Annotated in this window: 13 protein-coding genes; all 13 read left to right on the top strand. The window is 63.5% G+C overall.

Translation table 11 applies throughout. The features are described 5' to 3' along the window. The first annotated feature begins 107 nt into the window (after positions 1-107). The 13 genes from QOZ81_RS10190 (at position 108) to QOZ81_RS10130 (ending at position 16,244) form a co-directional block, all read left to right on the top strand. A complete protein-coding gene (locus tag QOZ81_RS10190; protein ID WP_291207229.1) occupies positions 108-1,322 on the top strand; it encodes a BamA/TamA family outer membrane protein in 1,215 nt (404 codons plus the stop codon). A gap of 349 nt (positions 1,323-1,671) precedes the next feature. Continuing rightward, on the top strand, positions 1,672-1,956 hold the full coding sequence (locus QOZ81_RS10185) for a hypothetical protein (RefSeq protein WP_291207232.1): 285 nt from the start codon (positions 1,672-1,674) through the stop codon (positions 1,954-1,956). A gap of 25 nt (positions 1,957-1,981) precedes the next feature. Further along, positions 1,982-3,061 carry an efflux RND transporter periplasmic adaptor subunit gene (locus tag QOZ81_RS10180; protein ID WP_291207235.1) on the top strand — a complete coding sequence of 360 codons (1,080 nt, stop codon included), beginning with the start codon at positions 1,982-1,984 and terminating at the stop codon, positions 3,059-3,061. Positions 3,062-3,063: 2 nt separating this feature from the next. Then, positions 3,064-7,494, top strand: a complete 4,431-nt coding sequence (locus tag QOZ81_RS10175) for an efflux RND transporter permease subunit (RefSeq protein WP_291207237.1) — start codon at positions 3,064-3,066, stop codon at positions 7,492-7,494. 50 nt (positions 7,495-7,544) lie between these two features. Next, the gene (locus QOZ81_RS10170) at positions 7,545-8,225 is read left to right on the top strand and encodes a helix-turn-helix domain-containing protein (protein ID WP_291207240.1); all 681 of its coding nucleotides are present in this window, start codon (positions 7,545-7,547) and stop codon (positions 8,223-8,225) included. Between the two features lie 168 nt (positions 8,226-8,393). Then, positions 8,394-8,981 carry an outer membrane beta-barrel protein gene (locus QOZ81_RS10165; RefSeq protein WP_291207244.1) on the top strand — a complete coding sequence of 196 codons (588 nt, stop codon included), beginning with the start codon at positions 8,394-8,396 and terminating at the stop codon, positions 8,979-8,981. Between the two features lie 202 nt (positions 8,982-9,183). Then, entirely contained in the window at positions 9,184-10,047 is an 864-nt protein-coding gene (locus tag QOZ81_RS10160) for a sensor histidine kinase (protein WP_291207302.1), read from the top strand. Next, positions 9,962-11,407 carry an HD-GYP domain-containing protein gene (locus QOZ81_RS10155; protein WP_291207303.1) on the top strand — a complete coding sequence of 482 codons (1,446 nt, stop codon included), beginning with the start codon at positions 9,962-9,964 and terminating at the stop codon, positions 11,405-11,407. Before QOZ81_RS10160 ends, QOZ81_RS10155 begins: the two co-directional genes overlap by 86 nt. Continuing rightward, positions 11,401-12,594 carry a GGDEF domain-containing protein gene (locus QOZ81_RS10150; protein WP_291207308.1) on the top strand — a complete coding sequence of 398 codons (1,194 nt, stop codon included), beginning with the start codon at positions 11,401-11,403 and terminating at the stop codon, positions 12,592-12,594. The genes QOZ81_RS10155 and QOZ81_RS10150 overlap by 7 nt, the downstream gene beginning before the upstream one ends. A 245-nt stretch (positions 12,595-12,839) precedes the next feature. After that, entirely contained in the window at positions 12,840-13,736 is an 897-nt protein-coding gene (locus QOZ81_RS10145) for a DUF3187 family protein (RefSeq protein ID WP_291207312.1), read from the top strand. A 686-nt stretch (positions 13,737-14,422) separates the two neighbouring features. Further along, a complete protein-coding gene (locus tag QOZ81_RS10140; RefSeq protein ID WP_291207316.1) occupies positions 14,423-14,899 on the top strand; it encodes a division/cell wall cluster transcriptional repressor MraZ in 477 nt (158 codons plus the stop codon). A gap of 2 nt (positions 14,900-14,901) precedes the next feature. Then, positions 14,902-15,864 carry a 16S rRNA (cytosine(1402)-N(4))-methyltransferase RsmH gene (gene rsmH / locus QOZ81_RS10135; RefSeq protein WP_291207319.1) on the top strand — a complete coding sequence of 321 codons (963 nt, stop codon included), beginning with the start codon at positions 14,902-14,904 and terminating at the stop codon, positions 15,862-15,864. A gap of 11 nt (positions 15,865-15,875) precedes the next feature. Then, positions 15,876-16,244, top strand: coding sequence for a hypothetical protein (locus QOZ81_RS10130; RefSeq protein ID WP_291207322.1), 369 nt, complete (start codon positions 15,876-15,878; stop codon positions 16,242-16,244). Positions 16,245-16,285 lie beyond the last annotated feature (41 nt).

The following is a 16,285-nucleotide window of genomic DNA, read 5'->3' as shown; positions in this document are numbered from 1 at the left end:
CCCCGCCTGGACACGGACGCCTTCATATGCTCATTCGGCCATTGCACTCCCTGCTCCTAGGCGCGCTCTGCACCTGCGCCTTCGCGGGGCCTGCCGAGGAACCACAGATGGTCCCAGCGACGGCCGAAACTGACCAGGCGGTGAGCGTGCCCTTCGCCTTCTACAGCGAATTCTTTGGCGCGGCCGCAGGCTACAGCACCTTCCGGTTTGGCTATCCCCAGCCGCAGGCGCGGGTGCTGGCCACGGTCATGGCCGGCAGCAAGGGGTCGGTGATGGGCTTTTTCATGGGCCGTGACATCCGGATGCCTGGCACGGAGCGCCTGTTCCTGGATCCCTGGGTCTCACTGGGCTCTTTCGCCGACAACCGCGCCTACGTGGGGGGAAACCCGGCCTACCCGAACGAACGCCCCGGCAGCAACGATTCCCATTCGGACAACTACCTCACCGGCAGCGGCCAGGACACCTTCACGCGGCTGCGGTTCAAGTACCTGCTTCCCCTCGGGCACGGCCGGGACCAGACCGTCAGTCGGTACCAGTTCGTGGACGGCCTGCCGGTCTCCGGAGCCAGCGGCGGGGATTCATGGAATCCCCTGGAGAGCGGGAAGACCTTCCTGGAACTGCAGCCGTTCTACCGTTCCCTGCGGGTGGCCAGCTCTGAGGCCGACATCCACTCCACGCGCCGGACCAGCGGCCTGGATGGATCGATCTTCTGGGACAACCGGGACTACCCGGACAACCCGACCCGGGGCGGATCGATGCGCGTCCGGGTCTCACGTGATTGGGGCGCGGTCGGCAGTTCTGGCTCCTGGACCGTGGTGGAAGGGGAGGCTGACTGGTACCACCCCCTCGCCCAGTCTGCAGTGATCCGCCAACAGGTGCTGGCCCTGGATGTCTGGACGGCCTATTCGCCCACCTGGGAAACCAATCCGGACGGCACCGTTCGCCATGGCCCCCCGGGCTACGCAGGTGCCACCCTGGGTGGTTTGTGGCGCCTGCGCGGTTATCCCGCCGAGCGCTTCAGCGACAAGGCCGCCGCCTGCGCGGCAGCAGAGTACCGCGTCATTCCAGCCTGGAATCCCTTCGAGCACCTGCCTTGGATCCAGCGCCGGATCGGCGTTCAATGGGTCCAGTTTGTGGCCTTCGTCGAGGCGGGCCGGGTCGCCCCTTCCTGGCAGTTTGTGCAGTGGTCCAGCGCCCTCAAATGGGATGTCGGGCTGGGTGTGCGGTTCCAGGTCAAGGGCCTGATCGCGCGGGTCGATTTCGTCCATTCCCCGGAGCAGACCGCAGTGCAGATGATGGTGGGGCATCCCTTCCAGTTCTGACGGAAGGGCCGCCGCCAAAGAGGGCATCTGCAGGTTGCTCGGGAATGTGAAAAGCCAGCGCATCCAGGCGGCCCTGAATGCGAGTGTCGGCGAGGTGGGTGGAGCCGATGGCGCTGCTGCTCACAGGGCCTGCATCGCACGACTTTTCACGCCAAGACGAAGCGGCTGAACCTCGGCCGAGCCATGTGACGAAATAAAGTCGCGAGACTCCATGTCGTCTCGATGTGACGAGGTCGTCGTCCTGTCGAGAGAGAGGACAATGTTGAAAGCGCACAAATAATAGAACTTAAAAGGATTCGTCAAATTGGCATCGGGTGTGCCCTAAGGACTCCAGGAATGGAGGTCCCGTGTGCTGAGAATCCATGTTGAAAACGAACCGGAGGCGGTGCGGCTGCGCCTGGAGGGAAAGCTCATTCATCCGTGGGTGGACGAACTCTTCAGGGTTTGGATGGACGTTTCCCCCCGAATCCCCGGCCACTGGGGAGTGCTCGTGGACTTGTCCGAGGTCTCCTTCGTGGACGCCCACGGCAAGGCCATGCTCGCGGCCATGCGCCGAACCGGGTGCTCGCTGCAGGGCCCGACCCCATTCATCGAAGCCGTCATTGAAGAAGTCGAATCCCTTTCCAAAGATTGACCCTTTTCCAAATTCAGGAGTATCCATGCAACGCAACCTTCTCATCCTTTCTCCCCTCTGCCTGATCCTGGCCTGCGGAACCCATCGGGAAGCCGCCGAATCCGCCAAGGCCAACATCGTGGTGGCCCAGCCCACCCGGGTCCAGGAACTCGAACGCATCGGCGTGAGCGGCACCCTGATGCCCCAGGGTGGATCTTCCATGGTGGCTTTCCAGGTACCGGGTCGGGCGATCCAGGTCCTTCTGCGGGAAGGCGAGCCGGTGAGGAAGGGACAGACCCTCGCCACCCTGGATTCCGAAAACCTCACCCATGCCCTGGAAGCCGCCCGTGCCCAGGTGGCGGCCGCTAAAGCAGGCGCAGACCAGGCCGAACAGGAATTCCGCCGCATGAGGCAGCTGTTCGACAGCCAGAGCCTGGCGCCCAACGATTTCGCGAAATTCACCGCCGCCCGGGATGCCTCCCGCCAGCAGCTTCAGCAGGCGATCGCCGGGGAAGGCGTGGCTCGCAAGAACCTGGCCGAGGCCCGTCTTGTCGCGCCCATCAATGGCTTCATCGCGCGGCGGATGCTGGAGCCTGGCGTCATGGTGGGCGCGGGTCAGCCCGTCTTCGAAATCGCGCAGCTGGACCCCATCGAGGTGAACGTCGGAATTCCTGAGACCGATGTGAGGCTTGTGAAGGTGGGGCAGTCCGCCTCGATCACGATCCCCGCGCTGCCTGGCCGTTCCTTCCAGGGCACCGTGCGGGTGGTGAACGTCTCGGCCGACCCGGCGACGCGCACCTACATGGCCCGGGTCAGCGTCCCCAATCCTCAACGCGAGCTCAAGATCGGCATGGTCGCCGAGGTCTCCATCACCGGGGCGCAGCACCTGGACATGCTCACCCTTCCATCCGAAGCCATCGTGCGCGACCCGCAGGGCGCCACCCAGGTGTTCCATTACTTCCCCGACCAGCAACGGGTCTACTCCAAGCGCGTGGAAGTGGGCGCCGTGTACGGGCGCAGCATCCAGGTGCGCTCCGGCCTCGCCGGGAACGAGTCCATCGTGGTGGCCGGACAGAACTCGCTGCGTAACGGCATGGGCGCAGAAGCCGTCCAGGGGAGCAAGTAGCCATGAAGACAGCCATCAAAGCTTTCCTGCGTTACCCGACCATCACGTCCATTCTCGTCATCATGGCCGTGGCGCTGGGCATCCACGCCCTGATGGGTATGCCTCGCACTGAGGATCCCACCATCACCATCCGGACCGGCATCGTCGCCGCCATGTATCCCGGGGCCACCTCGGAACAGGTGGAGAAGCAGGTCACCAAGACCCTCGAATCCCACATCTTCAAGTTTCAGGAGGTGCGCAAGGAGAAGACCTACTCGACCAGCCGCCCCGGCATCGCGATCATCAACGTGGAGCTGGAGAAGAACGTCAAGAATCCTGATGTCTTCTGGGCCAAGCTGCGCCACGAGATGAACCTGGTGAGGGCCCAGGAGCTGCCGCGCGAGGTGATGGGACCCGTGGTGGATTCGGATTTCGGCGACACCGTGGCCATGCTCATCTCCGTGAGCGGGGAGCGTTATGGCTACCGGGAGCTCCGCGATTACGTGGACACCATCCAGGATGCCCTGCGCAGCGTGCCCGAAGTCGGGAAGATCGCGGTCTACGGCCGACAGAACGAACAGATCTGGGTGACCAGCAGCCTCGAGCGCATGAGTCAGTACTTCACGGATCCGCGGCAGATCGCGGGAGCGCTGAACCAGAGGAACGAAGTCCAGGCCACCGGCAGCGCCCGCACGGACAACGGCAAGATCCCCCTCCACACGACCGGATTGTTCAACACGGAAGACCAGATCAAGAAGATGATGGTCGGCCAGTCCCCGACCGGGCAGCCCAGCTACATCGGCGACTTCGCCAATGTGGAGCGGCGTTACCAGGATCCGGAATTCATGGTGCGCTACGACGGCAAGCCCGCCCTCATGATCTCCGTGGAGATGCAAAAGGGGCGCAACATGGTCGAGATGGGTGAGAAGGTCACCGAGGTGCTCAACCAGCGCGTCAAGCCCCTCCTCCCGCCTGATCTCCACCTGGATTACATCTGCAATCAGCCGGAGGTTGTGCAAGAGCGGATGTCCCACATGGGCCGTGAGTTCCTCATCGCCATCGGCTGCGTCATCGTCGTGACGGTCCTCCTGCTGCCCTTCCGGGTCTCGCTCATCGCCGCCCTGGCCATCCCGACGACCATGCTGACGACCATCGCGGTCATGAATGCCGTCGGGATCCAGCTCCACCAGGTCTCCATCGCGGCCCTGATCGTGGTGCTCGGCATCGTCGTGGACGACGCCATCGTCATCGCCGACAACTACGTGGAGCTGCTGGACCACAAGGTTCCGCGGGCCGAAGCCGCTTGGCGGTCCGCCACGGAGGTGCTCGTGCCGGTGCTGACCGCGACCCTCACGATCATCGCCTCCTTCCTGCCGCTGGTCATTCTCACCGGCAGTTCCGGCGAGTTCATCCTGGCCCTGCCCATCACCGTGGCAGTGTCCCTCACCGTCTCCTTCCTTGTGGCGATCTTCGTAACCCCGCTGCTCTGCCGGACCTTCATCCACCAGGGCCTGCACGACCACGATGCGGAACCCACGGAGCACGCGAAGAAGTTCAACGCCCTGGACCTCCTCCAGGTCGCCTACGGCAAGGCCATCACCTACTTCATGGCCAAACCCATGCTGGCAGTCGGGCTGGGTGTGGCGGGGATCGTCCTGGGCGCCTTCCTGTTCCGGTTCGTCCCCGAGGAGTTCTTCCCCAACGCCGAGCGCAACCAGTTCGTCGTCGACCTCTGGATGCCCCAGGGGACCCGCATCGAGGCCACGGACGCCACCATGAAGCGCATCGAGAGCGAGCTCCTCCACGACAAGCGGGTGACCCACCTCGCCGGCTTTGTGGGACAGGGCTCCCCCCGCTTCTACTACAACGTGAACCCCCAGCAGCCCGATCCTGCCTACGGCCAGTTCATCGTGAACACCGTGGACGTGAAGGCCACCACGGCACTCGTGGCAGAACTCCGAACGCGCCTGGCGCGTCTGACGCCCGAGGCCATGGTGCTGGTGCAGGAACTCCAGCAGGGCTCCGTGATGGAAGCCCCCATCGAATTCCGGATCTCCGGGGATGACGAGGCAAAGCTGAAAGCCATCGGCGAGCAGATCGGCGGCATCCTCCAGAAGGACCCCCGGGCCCAGTTCCTCCACACCGACTACCGGAACGACTCCCCCATGGTCAACGTGGACCTCAATACGGAGCTGGCCAACCGCCTGGGCATCACCCACATGGGCGTGTCGAACCTCCTCAACGGCGCCTTCGACGGCGCGCCCGTTAGCACGTTCTGGGAGGGGGACCGGGCCGTGAACATCGTCCTGAGGGTCGACCCCGCCCACCGCGCCAGCTTCGATGATGTGCGGAACACGTACGTGGGTTCTTCCATCTCCAACGAGAAGGTGCCCCTGCGGGCCATCGCCGATCTCACTCCCGCGTGGCAGACCAGCCGCCTCGTGCGCAGGAACGGTGTGCGCACCCTGACCGTCCGCTGCCTCCAGGCTCCGAAGACCTACGCCTCGGCCATCCTCAAGGACGCCCTGCCGAAAGTGAAGGCCATCGCCCTTCCTCCCGGCTACCACCTCGAACTGGGTGGCGAGTTCGCCAACCAGGAAGAGACGCAGCCCGAGATGGTGGGTGCGCTCGGCATCAGCCTCGTGGCCATCTTCCTCATCCTCATGATCCAGTTCCGTAACCTGGCCGAACCCCTGGTCGTCATGACTTCCATTCCTCTTTCGCTGTTTGGAGTGGCCTTTGGCCTCCTCATCACCCGCAATTCCTTCGGCTTCACGGCCTTCATGGGCATGATCAGCCTCTGCGGCATCGTGGTCCGGAATGCCATCATCCTCATCGACTACATCAAGGAGAAGCTGCACGAGGGGATTCCCCTTGTAGAGGCCGCCACCATGGCAGGCGAGCGAAGGCTTCGCCCCATCTTCCTCACTACCATGGCCGCCGCCGTGGGCGTCACCCCCATGATCCTCTCGGGCTCGAAAATGTGGAGTCCCCTGGCCAGCGTGCTGGCAATCGGCTTGATCTTCTCGATGTTCTTCACGCTCCTGGTGGTCCCCGTCATCTACGTGCTCGTGTTCCGGCCCAAGGAGAATTCACCCACTGGAAGCGGCGTGGCCTCAGTCATCCCGATGGCCCTCCTGGCCCTGGCTCTGGCCTCCCCGCTTAGTGCAGGGGCGCCGGAATCCAAGCGACTGACCCTCGAGAGCGCCGTGGCCAGCGCCCTGGACCATAGCGCGGGAGTCCGCATCGCCCGTGCCAAGGTCGAAGAGGCCTTGGGGAAGAAACGCACGGCGCGAGCCGACTATTTCCCTCAGCTTTCAACGGACGCCACCTGGTTGAAGCGCAACGACCAGCCGTTCATGACCATTCCGGCCGGATCATTGGGTGACGTACCCGGCATGGGTCCCTTCCCGAGCCAGGACGCCAAGCTGGGCCAGGGGAAGACCCATCTCTTCGTGCAGAACATCACCTTGAGCCAGCCTCTTACCCAGCTCTTCAAGATCAGCCACGGGAACGAAGTGGCCTCTGCGGAGGAGCGGGGAGCCAAGGCCGAGTTGCGGAAGATGGAAACCGACATCGCCTACCTGACGCGCCAGGCTTACTTCGGTCTTCTCATTGCCCAGGCCCAGATCAAGGCTGCCCAGACCGGCGTGGCCGCAGCCGAACAGCAGGACCTGGATGCCAAGGAAGCGGTCAAGGCAGGCAATGCCCTGAAGGTGCTCCAGACCGGGAGCCGGGCCAAGCTCCTCCAGAATCGCCACAAGCTGCTGGCCGCCCAGGCCACCGCCGCGGATCTCACATCGGAACTCAACGACCTGATGGGCGACCCCCTTCAGACGCCCCTGGACCTGGCTCCGGTTTCCCCCGATTCACGGCCACTTCCTGAGCGCGAAGCGATGTTGGAGCAGGTCCGGAAATCCAATCCAGATCTGGCCGTTGCCCAGGCGTCGGTCGACAAGAGCCGCAGCGCCCTCAAGGCCGGAAAATCCGAATACATCCCTGAAGTTGGTGCGTTCGTCCGGCAGACCCATCAGGATGGGCTCCCCTTCGTCCAGGCCAACTCCACCTCCTATGGCCTTTCCCTGACCTGGAACATCCTCGATTGGGGCAGGCGATCCGGTGTGGTCAATCAGCGTGCCGCCCTCGTGAGCCAGGCTTCAAGCAACTATGACCGGGTCCGCAACCGCACTGAGATCGACCTCGATAAGCTGCTCCGGAAATTGGAGACAGCTCGCCTCCTGACAGAGGCCGCCGAAGAGGCATGTGCCATGAACGTCGAAAAGGCGCGACTGACCGGGAATCAGCATCAGTCGGGACTGGTTCCAGCCTCCAGGAAAGTGGAAGCGGATGCGGAGGCCAGGGCTGCTGAAGCCGATCTCCTGGCCGCACGCCTGGGGCTCGATCTCACTCGTGCCGAGCTGGATCGGCTACTCGGTGGAGGTGTGAACCCATGACCATGCCCAGAGATGAGCAGGAAATGACCTCGCCAACCACCAATTCCCGCATGCTGCTGCTCAAGGCAGCCATACGGACCTTTGCCGAGAAGGGATTCGAGGGGGCCTCGATCAGGGAAATCGCCGATGCCGCAGGTGTGAACAGCAGCCTCATCTCGTTCCACTTCGGAGGGAAAGCCGGCCTGCATGCCGCCGCGCTCCATCTCGCCGCTCGCATGGCGAAGCACACTGCCAAGACCCTGCCCATGCCGCCACTGCCCGTGGGGCCGTTTGCCGGCAGATCCACGGTGCTTCGACAAGCGGTCAACGCCCTTCGTGCCTACATTCATGAATTCATCCGGATGAGTCTCCGCCTCCATTCCAGCCTCCCACCCGAGAAGGATCCCGAGCTGGAACGAGCTGTCCTGGTGCTGATCGCGAAGACCATGATCTACCCCCCGGAAGAATCCATGGGCAGCCTGTTGGAAGCGGTCCAGCCACACATCGATTACCTGCACCGCTGCCTTCGCGTCCTCAGGTCCGACCTGGACCATGACGGGATGGTGCGGATGGGGATGAGCATTCATGCACAGCTGCTGTTCTTCCTCTGCCACCAGGACATCCTCGCCCGGGTGTTGAATGAGCCGCCCTGCCACGAGGACGATTTGCCCCGCCTGGTGACCCATTTCCTCAAGTTCAACCTGAATGGCCTGGGCATCCCGGATGAATACCTCGAGCTCGAATCGCCATGACCTCGAGCTTCCGGAACTCAGAAAAGGCCTGGTCACTGGCCGGTCGGCGCCTTAGGCCGCCGATCACCATCACGGCCTGACAGGAATGCTTCGTTTCCCTTTCCGGTCCAGCGATCGGAATTGACCCCTCATCCCAATCGGGGATGGATTCTCACCAAGGAGTGAATCATGCGTAAAGTCTCCCACCTGGCCCTCGGCCTGTCGGCGCTGGTGTTCAGCGGCGTCTCCCTCTCTGCTCAGGAGTACAGCTTCGGCGGCCAGGTCTCCGCGGCCCTCCCGGCGGGTCCCCTGTCCAGCAAGGACTGGCTGGACGGCAAGCCCGGCGCGGGCATCGGCGCCCACATGGTCATCGGCTTCCAGGGCGGCCATGCCGTCGTGCCCCGGATCGACTACACCTATTTCAAGAAGTCGGAGTCCGGGGTGGACCGCAAGGTCCAGATGTACCAGATCGGAGCCGACTACAACTACTTCCTCCATGGGAAGGTGAACGAAGGCCCCTACCTCGGCGCCGGGCTCGGCTTCGGCTCCGCCAAGTTCGAGCTCACCGGCCACGGGTACTCCTCGAGCGACACCCCCAACTCCGTCTTCAGCTCGGTGGAGGGCGGCTGGATGTTCACCAAGAACTTCGGCACCGAACTGCGCTACACCTGGAGCCGCTACAAGCCCGAGGTGGCCGATTTCGCCCCCCGGGGCTACACCGGCAAGCCCACCGTGGACGCGCCGGCCATCAGTGCGAGCTTCATCTTCCGGTTCTGAACTGGACTGCTCTGAGGAACGCGGGCTGACCCATGGCCTCGTTCCGGAATCCGGATCACGCCAGGAGGGGAGACGGTCGCAAGACCGTCACCCTCCCGGCCGCCCCGGATGGAACAGATACAGAAGCCCAGCATCGGCCCTTGGCCTCCATCCAGGCAGGTAGCCGTTCGTTGCCATGCGCTCACCCCAGGCCCAGAGAATCATGAACACGACATTCCCGATGGACACTCAGAATGAATGCCCGGACACGGTGGACTGCGGACCACGCGTGACGATCCGGGCCATGGCCATGTCCGCCCACGACCTGAAGAACCTGCTGACGGGGATCCTCCTTTTGGCAGAACGGATCGCCATTGAATGCAGACCCCTTCAATCCGAAATCGCGGCACTGGCGCATCGGATCCTGCAGGGCGGCAAGCGGATGCAGCAGAGCATCAACAGCCTCATGGAAACTGCCGCCGGGGAGATTCGGGGTTTTCCGTTCCAGCCGACCAGGTGCAGCCTCTCCAGCCTCCTGCGACACGTGGTCAAGTCCAACTGGGAATATGCCCTGAGCAAAAACATCCGCCTTCGTTTCCCAGACCTGGGGGCAGGGGAATGCTGGGGCCAGGTGGACGAGGAATGTCTGCGCCTGGCCGTGGACAACCTGGTGAACAACGCCATCAAGTTTTCCCCCCCGGGTTCGGAAGTCCAGCTGACGCTCCTCTCACACGAACGGGCAGGGGTGCTCTATGCCTCGATCCGGGTGAAGGACCAGGGGCCTGGCCTCACACCGGAGGACAAGGCCAAGGCCTTCACCCCGTTTCAGGTCCTGTCCGCCAGGCCCACCTCGGATGAGTCCCGTGCGGGACTGGGGCTTTCGATCGTCAGACAGATGGTGGAACGCCACGGAGGGAAGGTCTGGATCGAGAGTGCGTACGGCCTTGGTGCCACATTCTGCATTGATCTGCCTCTGCATGCGTCCCATGAGGGGAACCCCGGTGACTTTGGCGTGCCGAAAACAACCTCGACGGGGCGGGGTGCCCTATCCGCAACGCAACACCTCAGGGATCCAAAAACCTCCTGAGCATCCCTCCAACGAAGGGAATATGGATACTTTCCATCGAAGCTTCATCCGCAGGATCGCACTCGCCTGCATCCTGATCTCAGCGCTCACCGGGCTTGCGGGTCTCCTGCTTGAGATGGTGAAGATGGACCGGATGGCGGAATCGCTGGCTCGGGCCGAGGTCGCCCGCCTGACGGCTCTCCACGAGGGATCCGAACCCCCGCCTCCCGAAGCGTTGGGTCAGTGGCAGGAGATCGCCAGCCGGAGCCTCAAGGAGAACGGCCTGCTGCTTCGTGTCTATGGCCCCCAAGGTGACCTCGCCATGGAATCCTGCGCCCCAGCCATGCTTCCCTTCGCCAGGCAACTGAGAGCCAAGTTGATGCCGATCGAACGAAATCGTGGGGCTGGAATGCACCGGTTCGTCCTGGACGGGCGCCCCATGGTCCAGGTTCGGCAGCCCTTGGCCGATTCCCATGGAAGGCCGACCGGCATCCTCGACGCCGTGTATCTGCTCGACCCGAATGCGGTGGCGCTTCTGAAAGGCTACATCCAGCGGCTCAGCCTCGCGGCCCTGCTGTCCACCCTTGCCACCGGTGCGGTTCTATACCCTCTGCTTCTTTCTCTCCACCGGCGGGCCAGGAAGTTCTCCGAGGATCTCGCCAGTGCCAACCTTGAACTTGCGTCGGTTCTGGGCTCGGCCATCGCCCAGCGGGATTCGGGCACCGGGAGCCACAATTTCCGGGTCACCCTTTACGCCATCCAGCTCGGTCTGGAGGTGGAAGATCCGGCGCTGGACATGCGGGCCTTGATCCTGGGCGCCTTCCTCCACGATGTCGGCAAGATCGGAATTCATGACGCGATCCTCCTCAAGCCCGGCCCCTTGACCGCCGAGGAGCGGATGGTGATGTGCAGCCATGTGGAACGCGGCGTGGCCATCATCGAATCCTCCAACTGGCTTCACCTGGCACGGAACGTCATCGAGTGCCATCACGAGCGGTTCGACGGGGCGGGCTATCCGAGGGGGCTTTCGGGTAGGAATATCCCACTGGAAGCGAGGGTTTTCGCCATCGTGGACGCCTTCGACGCCCTTACCTCTGCGCGCCCCTACAAACCTCCGATCCCCTTGCCGGAGGTGCTGACGATCCTGGACCAGGAGGCGGGGCGCCATTTCGATCCGGATCTGGTGGCCCGCTTTGGCAGGATTGCGGCGAAGGCATTCAGGGACATCGGCGGGGCTGCGGAGGTCGAACTCCAGGCTCGATTGAAGGCCTGGGTCGACCAGCACCGCTCCTTCCTGCACACGGATCAATCCGTGACCTGGAAATCCTTGGCTGGTCCCCTCGTTTCTGGGCCGAAAACCCTCGAGGGGCTCCCATGGTGATTGTGTTTCGCTTCCTACGGCGGATACTGGTCTCAGCCCTCAATCAATTGAGCCATACAACACCATTCCTAGCAGGCTGGTGGACGATGGAACATCACCCGCTTCATTCCCTGCCGCCTTTCCATGCCACCTACGCGGATTTCCGGTTCAGGGAGTACGAGAAACTCAGTCTGCGCCTGTCGTTGGCCATCGCCTGTCTCGGGCCCATCCTCATCTTCATCCAGGATCTCCTTCTCCGCCCGCAGATGGTCAGGACGTCCTTTCTCATCGGGCTCTGTTCGGTGGGAATCCTGGGACTGTTTCCCCTGGCCCTTCGAGTCGGACTGCCACGGAGATGGGTCCGGATCGTCGCGATTTTGACCCCCTCAGTCGTGGCATCCATGGATTTGCAACTGCGGGCCAGCCAGTCCGGGGACATCACCGGAGCCATCGTCCTGCTCCTTTACCTGGTCGCCTATGCGCGAATCCTGGCTCTGCCATTCGGCATGACGGTGACCATCTCCAGCATCGGGCTGCTCATGGCGATGCCCATCGGATTGAAAGTCCTCGGGCTCATGCCCGGCATGGCACCTGCCCGGTTTCTCTTCCCCATGATTCCCATGGCACTGATGATGTTTCTCCTGGAATGGAATCTGACCCGGAACCTGCACGAAAACCATGTGCAGCGGAAGAAACTCGAGGATCTGGCCATCCAGGATCCCTTGACGGGACTCAACAATCGCCGCTATTTCATGATGTCGGCTTCCGAGCACCTGCGCCTCGCCGACCGCAATGGGCATCCCCTCTGCATCCTGATGGTGGACCTCGATCATTTCAAACGGATCAACGACACCTTTGGGCATGGGACTGGGGATCAGGTGATCCGTCTGGCGGCTGACGTGCTTCGCCATGAGCTTCGTGCCTCCGATATCCTGGCCCGGTTCGGGGGAGAAGAATTCATTGCCTGTCTCCCCGAGACGGAACTGGAGGCCGCAGGGGTGGCCGCAGAACGGATCCGGTTGAACCTGGCGGGCTCCCGTCTGGCCGCCGCTCAGGGGGAGGGCGCCGTGTTGCGCGTGACCGCCAGCATGGGAATCGCCGCCACCAGGGCAGGCTCGGAGTCCCTGGATGAGCTGATTGAAAGGGCTGACCAGGCCCTTTACGAGGCGAAACATGGCGGAAGGAATCGCGTCACATGTGTCGCATGATGCCTTCAGCGCCCTCTGAGCCTCTGCGGCCGCGTAAGAAGCCATCCGGCAGATGGAGGAAATCCATTGGCTTCACGCTGGCCCTGATGCTGGGAGGCATGCTCCCCCTATTTGGTCAGGAGCCGATGGAGATGGGCCCATTCCCGACGAGAGAGATGTTTCCTCTCTATCTGCTGCCGATGGTCTACCAGCCAGTGGACCCCAGTCCCCTGGGACGGGGGCGTTGGCGGGTCTCCCTGGATCACATGCAGGCGAACACCTTCGAATTCTCGGACATCTTGAAGGATCAGGCGCCTCGCGATGCTCAGGGTAGGATTGCGATCACTCGGGAATTCGTGCTTGCGCACGCCAATGAGTACGCCTCGATTCCAGTCCTGTTCTTTTTCGACGAGGAAATTGCCCGCACATCCCTTCGGGTGCGGCTCGGACTCACCGACAAGACCGATGTGTGGGCCGAATTTCCCGTCCAGAGCCATGACGGCGGATTCCTGGATGGGGTCATTGAAGGATTCCATAACCTGGGGTTCGAGCAGTTCGGACGGGATCTGGTGAAGAGGGACCAGATCGCGCTGATGGTGATGAGCCATGGCCATTTGGTCTTCTACAGCGACCAGCGCATCCGCCGGAAATCGCAGGATCCGACCATCGGCCTGCAGCACGAAATTTCAAGCGGTCCAACGTGGGGGCTATCCGCCTACGTGTCCCTCAAGCCGCCCCTGACCACGAACTATGATGATTTCCGATCCGGCTGGGATCACTCCGCTGGGCTCACGGGAAGGTGGCAGCCGCGGACTTCACATGTCTTCTACGGGGGTTTCGGCTTCATCCGTCGCCCCGGCGGTTCAGCCGCCTACAACTCCATGGCCTTCGGGAGCCTCCGCGATGCCTGGGGGGCTCACGGCACCTGGGAGTACCGTCGGTGGCAGCACATTCGACCCTTCCTGCAGCTTTACCTTCAGAGCGGCTTTCTCCCGAAACAGCCCTATCAGAAGCTGGACCGGCCCAGTCTCCAGCACGACCTGGGTTTCCACTGGCAACTCAGGAAGGACGTGGTTTTCACCTTCCGCTATCTCAACAACATCACCCACAACGAGAACACCGCTGACATGGGGTTCGGGGCAAGCCTGACGGCCAGCTTCTAACTGAAATCGATGGGGAGTTTGAATCCAGCAGACCGGGTCATGCATTTCGTCGAACGGCAGAAGATTTGTTCTCCCATGGCGTGGACCCAGTCTGCCCGGTTCGACCTCCAGGGTTTCTGCTGAGAGCGGCGCATTTTTATTGACCAAGGTGTTTTTGCCGCCTCGCAAGGAGGGCACTGCCCGGGGGCTTATCCCTCCAAGGGCTTCGTGCTGAAACCCTGAAGGTTTTCCACACTGGGTGCGGATAGGCCCACCAAGAACGCATCCCCAAAGATCACCCGGGCGACTTCTTCGGTCGTCGCGGGACCAGTCCGTCCGAGGCGTGGATCGTTCGGAATGCATGGCGGCCATGGGCTGGGTCCGTGTCGGAAGGGCGAGGGCGTTCCCAAACCCTGGAGGGGAAAGTTCGCGACTGGACCAAAAAAAGCGAAAAGCGGCCTGAAACCCTTCTGCAATAACGCTGGCCATGCGGGTGAGAACCAGGCCACGAGGTCGAGAATCCCGCCATATCTCAATGAGAATCTGCAATTTTCGCTTTTATTTCCTCTTGTTGACTTCTTTGGGGTTTATACACTTCGAAGTGGTTCTCAGTGGAGAAAAGTGGGCTGTAGTGGATGAAAGTGGTCTCACTCCAGTTTACACCTCCCTCCTGGGCAACTGGTTGAAAGGCGATACCGGTGCTGCGATTGCGCGGAAACTCACCGGCCACGGTGGATGAGAAGGGCCGACTGAAGCTCCCCTCCTCCTTCAAGGCCGAGCTGGAATCCTTCGCCCAGGGCGAGGGGGGCCAGGCCCTGCCTGAAGGGGCTGGCACCCTGCGGCACTACCTGACCTCCCTGGACGGCCGGTCGGCCCGTCTCTACCCCATGCCGGTCTGGGAGGCCATCGAGGCCCGTCTGGCCGCCCTGCCTTCCACCAGCCCCGCCAAGCGCAAGTTCCTGGAGACCACCGCCTACTTCGGCAGCGAGGTGGAGCCCGATGCCCAGGGCCGCTTCGTCATCCCGCCCATCCTGCGCGAAGCCGCCCAGCTGACCGGGGAAGTCGCCGTGCTGGGCCAGATGGACCACCTGGCCCTGTGGAACAAGGCCGGCTTCCAGCGCCGTCTGGCGGCGGAGCCCCTGGGCGCCGACGACCTGGCCCAGCTCGCGGACTTGGGGATCTGATGATGACGATCCAGCCCCCCGTCCATGTCCCCGTCCTCCTCCAGGAAGTGCTGGACAACCTCATCCTGCCCCCCGCGGCCCGCATCCTCGACCTCACGCTGGGACTGGGCGGCCACGCCGAGGCCCTGCTGGCCCGGGCCGATGCCGACACGCGCTACCTCGGCGTGGATCGCGATGCCGAGGCCCGCGCTCTGGCCGCCCGGCGGCTGGGTTCGGACGGGCGCCTGAGCATCCTGGCCTGCGCCTACGAGGACCTCTGGGAGGAATCCCACTTCCTGGCCTGGCGCGCCGCGCAGGCTCCCGAAGGCTTCGACGCCATCCTGGCGGATCTCGGCGTCTCCACCCTGCAGCTGCGCACCCCGGACCGGGGCTTCAGCTTCCGGGACGAGGGGCCCCTCGACATGCGCATGGACCAGGAGCACGGTCTCTCGGCCCGAGCCTGGATCGCCGAGCAGACCGACGAGAGTCTGGCCGACGCCATCTACCAGTACGGCGAGGAGCGGGCCAGCCGCCCCATCGCCCGGGCCATCCTGCGGGCCCTCCACGAAGGCCGCCTGGACACCACCCACGACCTGGCCAGGGCCGTCTACACCGTGATCCCCCGCGAACCGGCCAAGCGCAAGGGCCACAGCGACCCGGCCACCCGCACCTTCCAGGCCATCCGCATCGCCGTGAACGGCGAGCTGGACCGCCTGGCCGCGTCGCTCGAGGCCGCCATCTCGCATCTGCGGCCCGGTGGCCGCCTGGCGGTCATCAGCTTCCACAGCCTGGAGGATCGCATCGTCAAGCAGACCCTGCGGCGCCTCGCCGGCATCTACGACGGCCCAGGCCGCACCGCCCCGGTCGAGCTCCCCAAGCTCCTCAAGCTCATCCATGCCGGTGGCATCGCGCCCAGCGAGGCCGAAGCCGCCGAGAATCCCCCCTCCCGCTCCGCCCGCCTGCGGGTGGCTGAACGCCTTTCCTGAACGAGGTCCCCATGGTTGCCGGAACGCTTCCGAGCTCCAACGCCCCCACCCGCATGGTGGAGAGCGAGGGCATCCTGCGCATGCTGCTGCTGGTGCTGGCCCTGGCCATGCCCCTGGGCACCCTCGCCTACCTGAAGATCCAGAGCACCCGCCTGAGCTACGCCATGGGCGACCTCAAGGAGCGCATCCACAAGGAAGAGGAGCTGCAGCGCAAGCTGATGCTCGAGCGCAGCCGCTTCCAGCGGGACGAGGAGGTGCAGGTCTACGCCCAGAAGGCGGGTCTCCAGCCCCGCAAGCAGGGCCATCTGATCCGGCGGGGCTTCACGCCCGAGGATCAGCGCATCGCCAAGCTGCGACCCGTGTCGTCCGAGGGGCTGTAGGCTAGAGGCTGGGCCCGTCCGGGCCCAGCGCCTCCCAGGTC

The sequence above is a fragment of the Geothrix sp. genome (assembly GCF_030219325.1).
Lineage (GTDB): Bacteria > Acidobacteriota > Holophagae > Holophagales > Holophagaceae > Geothrix.
This window is presented reverse-complemented; position numbering and strand designations above follow the sequence as displayed.

What these genes read in the sequence shown, in the direction of transcription:
- QOZ81_RS10170 (WP_291207240.1), top strand. Translation starts at nt 7,545, where the DNA reads ATGCTGCTGCTCAAGGCAGCCATACGGACCTTTGCCGAGAAGGGATTC.
- QOZ81_RS10145 (WP_291207312.1), top strand. Translation starts at nt 12,840, where the DNA reads ATGCAGGCGAACACCTTCGAATTCTCGGACATCTTGAAGGATCAGGCG.
- QOZ81_RS10130 (WP_291207322.1), top strand. Translation starts at nt 15,876, where the DNA reads ATGGTTGCCGGAACGCTTCCGAGCTCCAACGCCCCCACCCGCATGGTG.
- QOZ81_RS10165 (WP_291207244.1), top strand. Translation starts at nt 8,394, where the DNA reads ATGCGTAAAGTCTCCCACCTGGCCCTCGGCCTGTCGGCGCTGGTGTTC.
- QOZ81_RS10160 (WP_291207302.1), top strand. Translation starts at nt 9,184, where the DNA reads ATGAACACGACATTCCCGATGGACACTCAGAATGAATGCCCGGACACG.
- QOZ81_RS10190 (WP_291207229.1), top strand. Translation starts at nt 108, where the DNA reads ATGGTCCCAGCGACGGCCGAAACTGACCAGGCGGTGAGCGTGCCCTTC.
- rsmH (WP_291207319.1), top strand. Translation starts at nt 14,902, where the DNA reads ATGACGATCCAGCCCCCCGTCCATGTCCCCGTCCTCCTCCAGGAAGTG.
- QOZ81_RS10150 (WP_291207308.1), top strand. Translation starts at nt 11,401, where the DNA reads ATGGTGATTGTGTTTCGCTTCCTACGGCGGATACTGGTCTCAGCCCTC.
- QOZ81_RS10175 (WP_291207237.1), top strand. Translation starts at nt 3,064, where the DNA reads ATGAAGACAGCCATCAAAGCTTTCCTGCGTTACCCGACCATCACGTCC.
- QOZ81_RS10180 (WP_291207235.1), top strand. Translation starts at nt 1,982, where the DNA reads ATGCAACGCAACCTTCTCATCCTTTCTCCCCTCTGCCTGATCCTGGCC.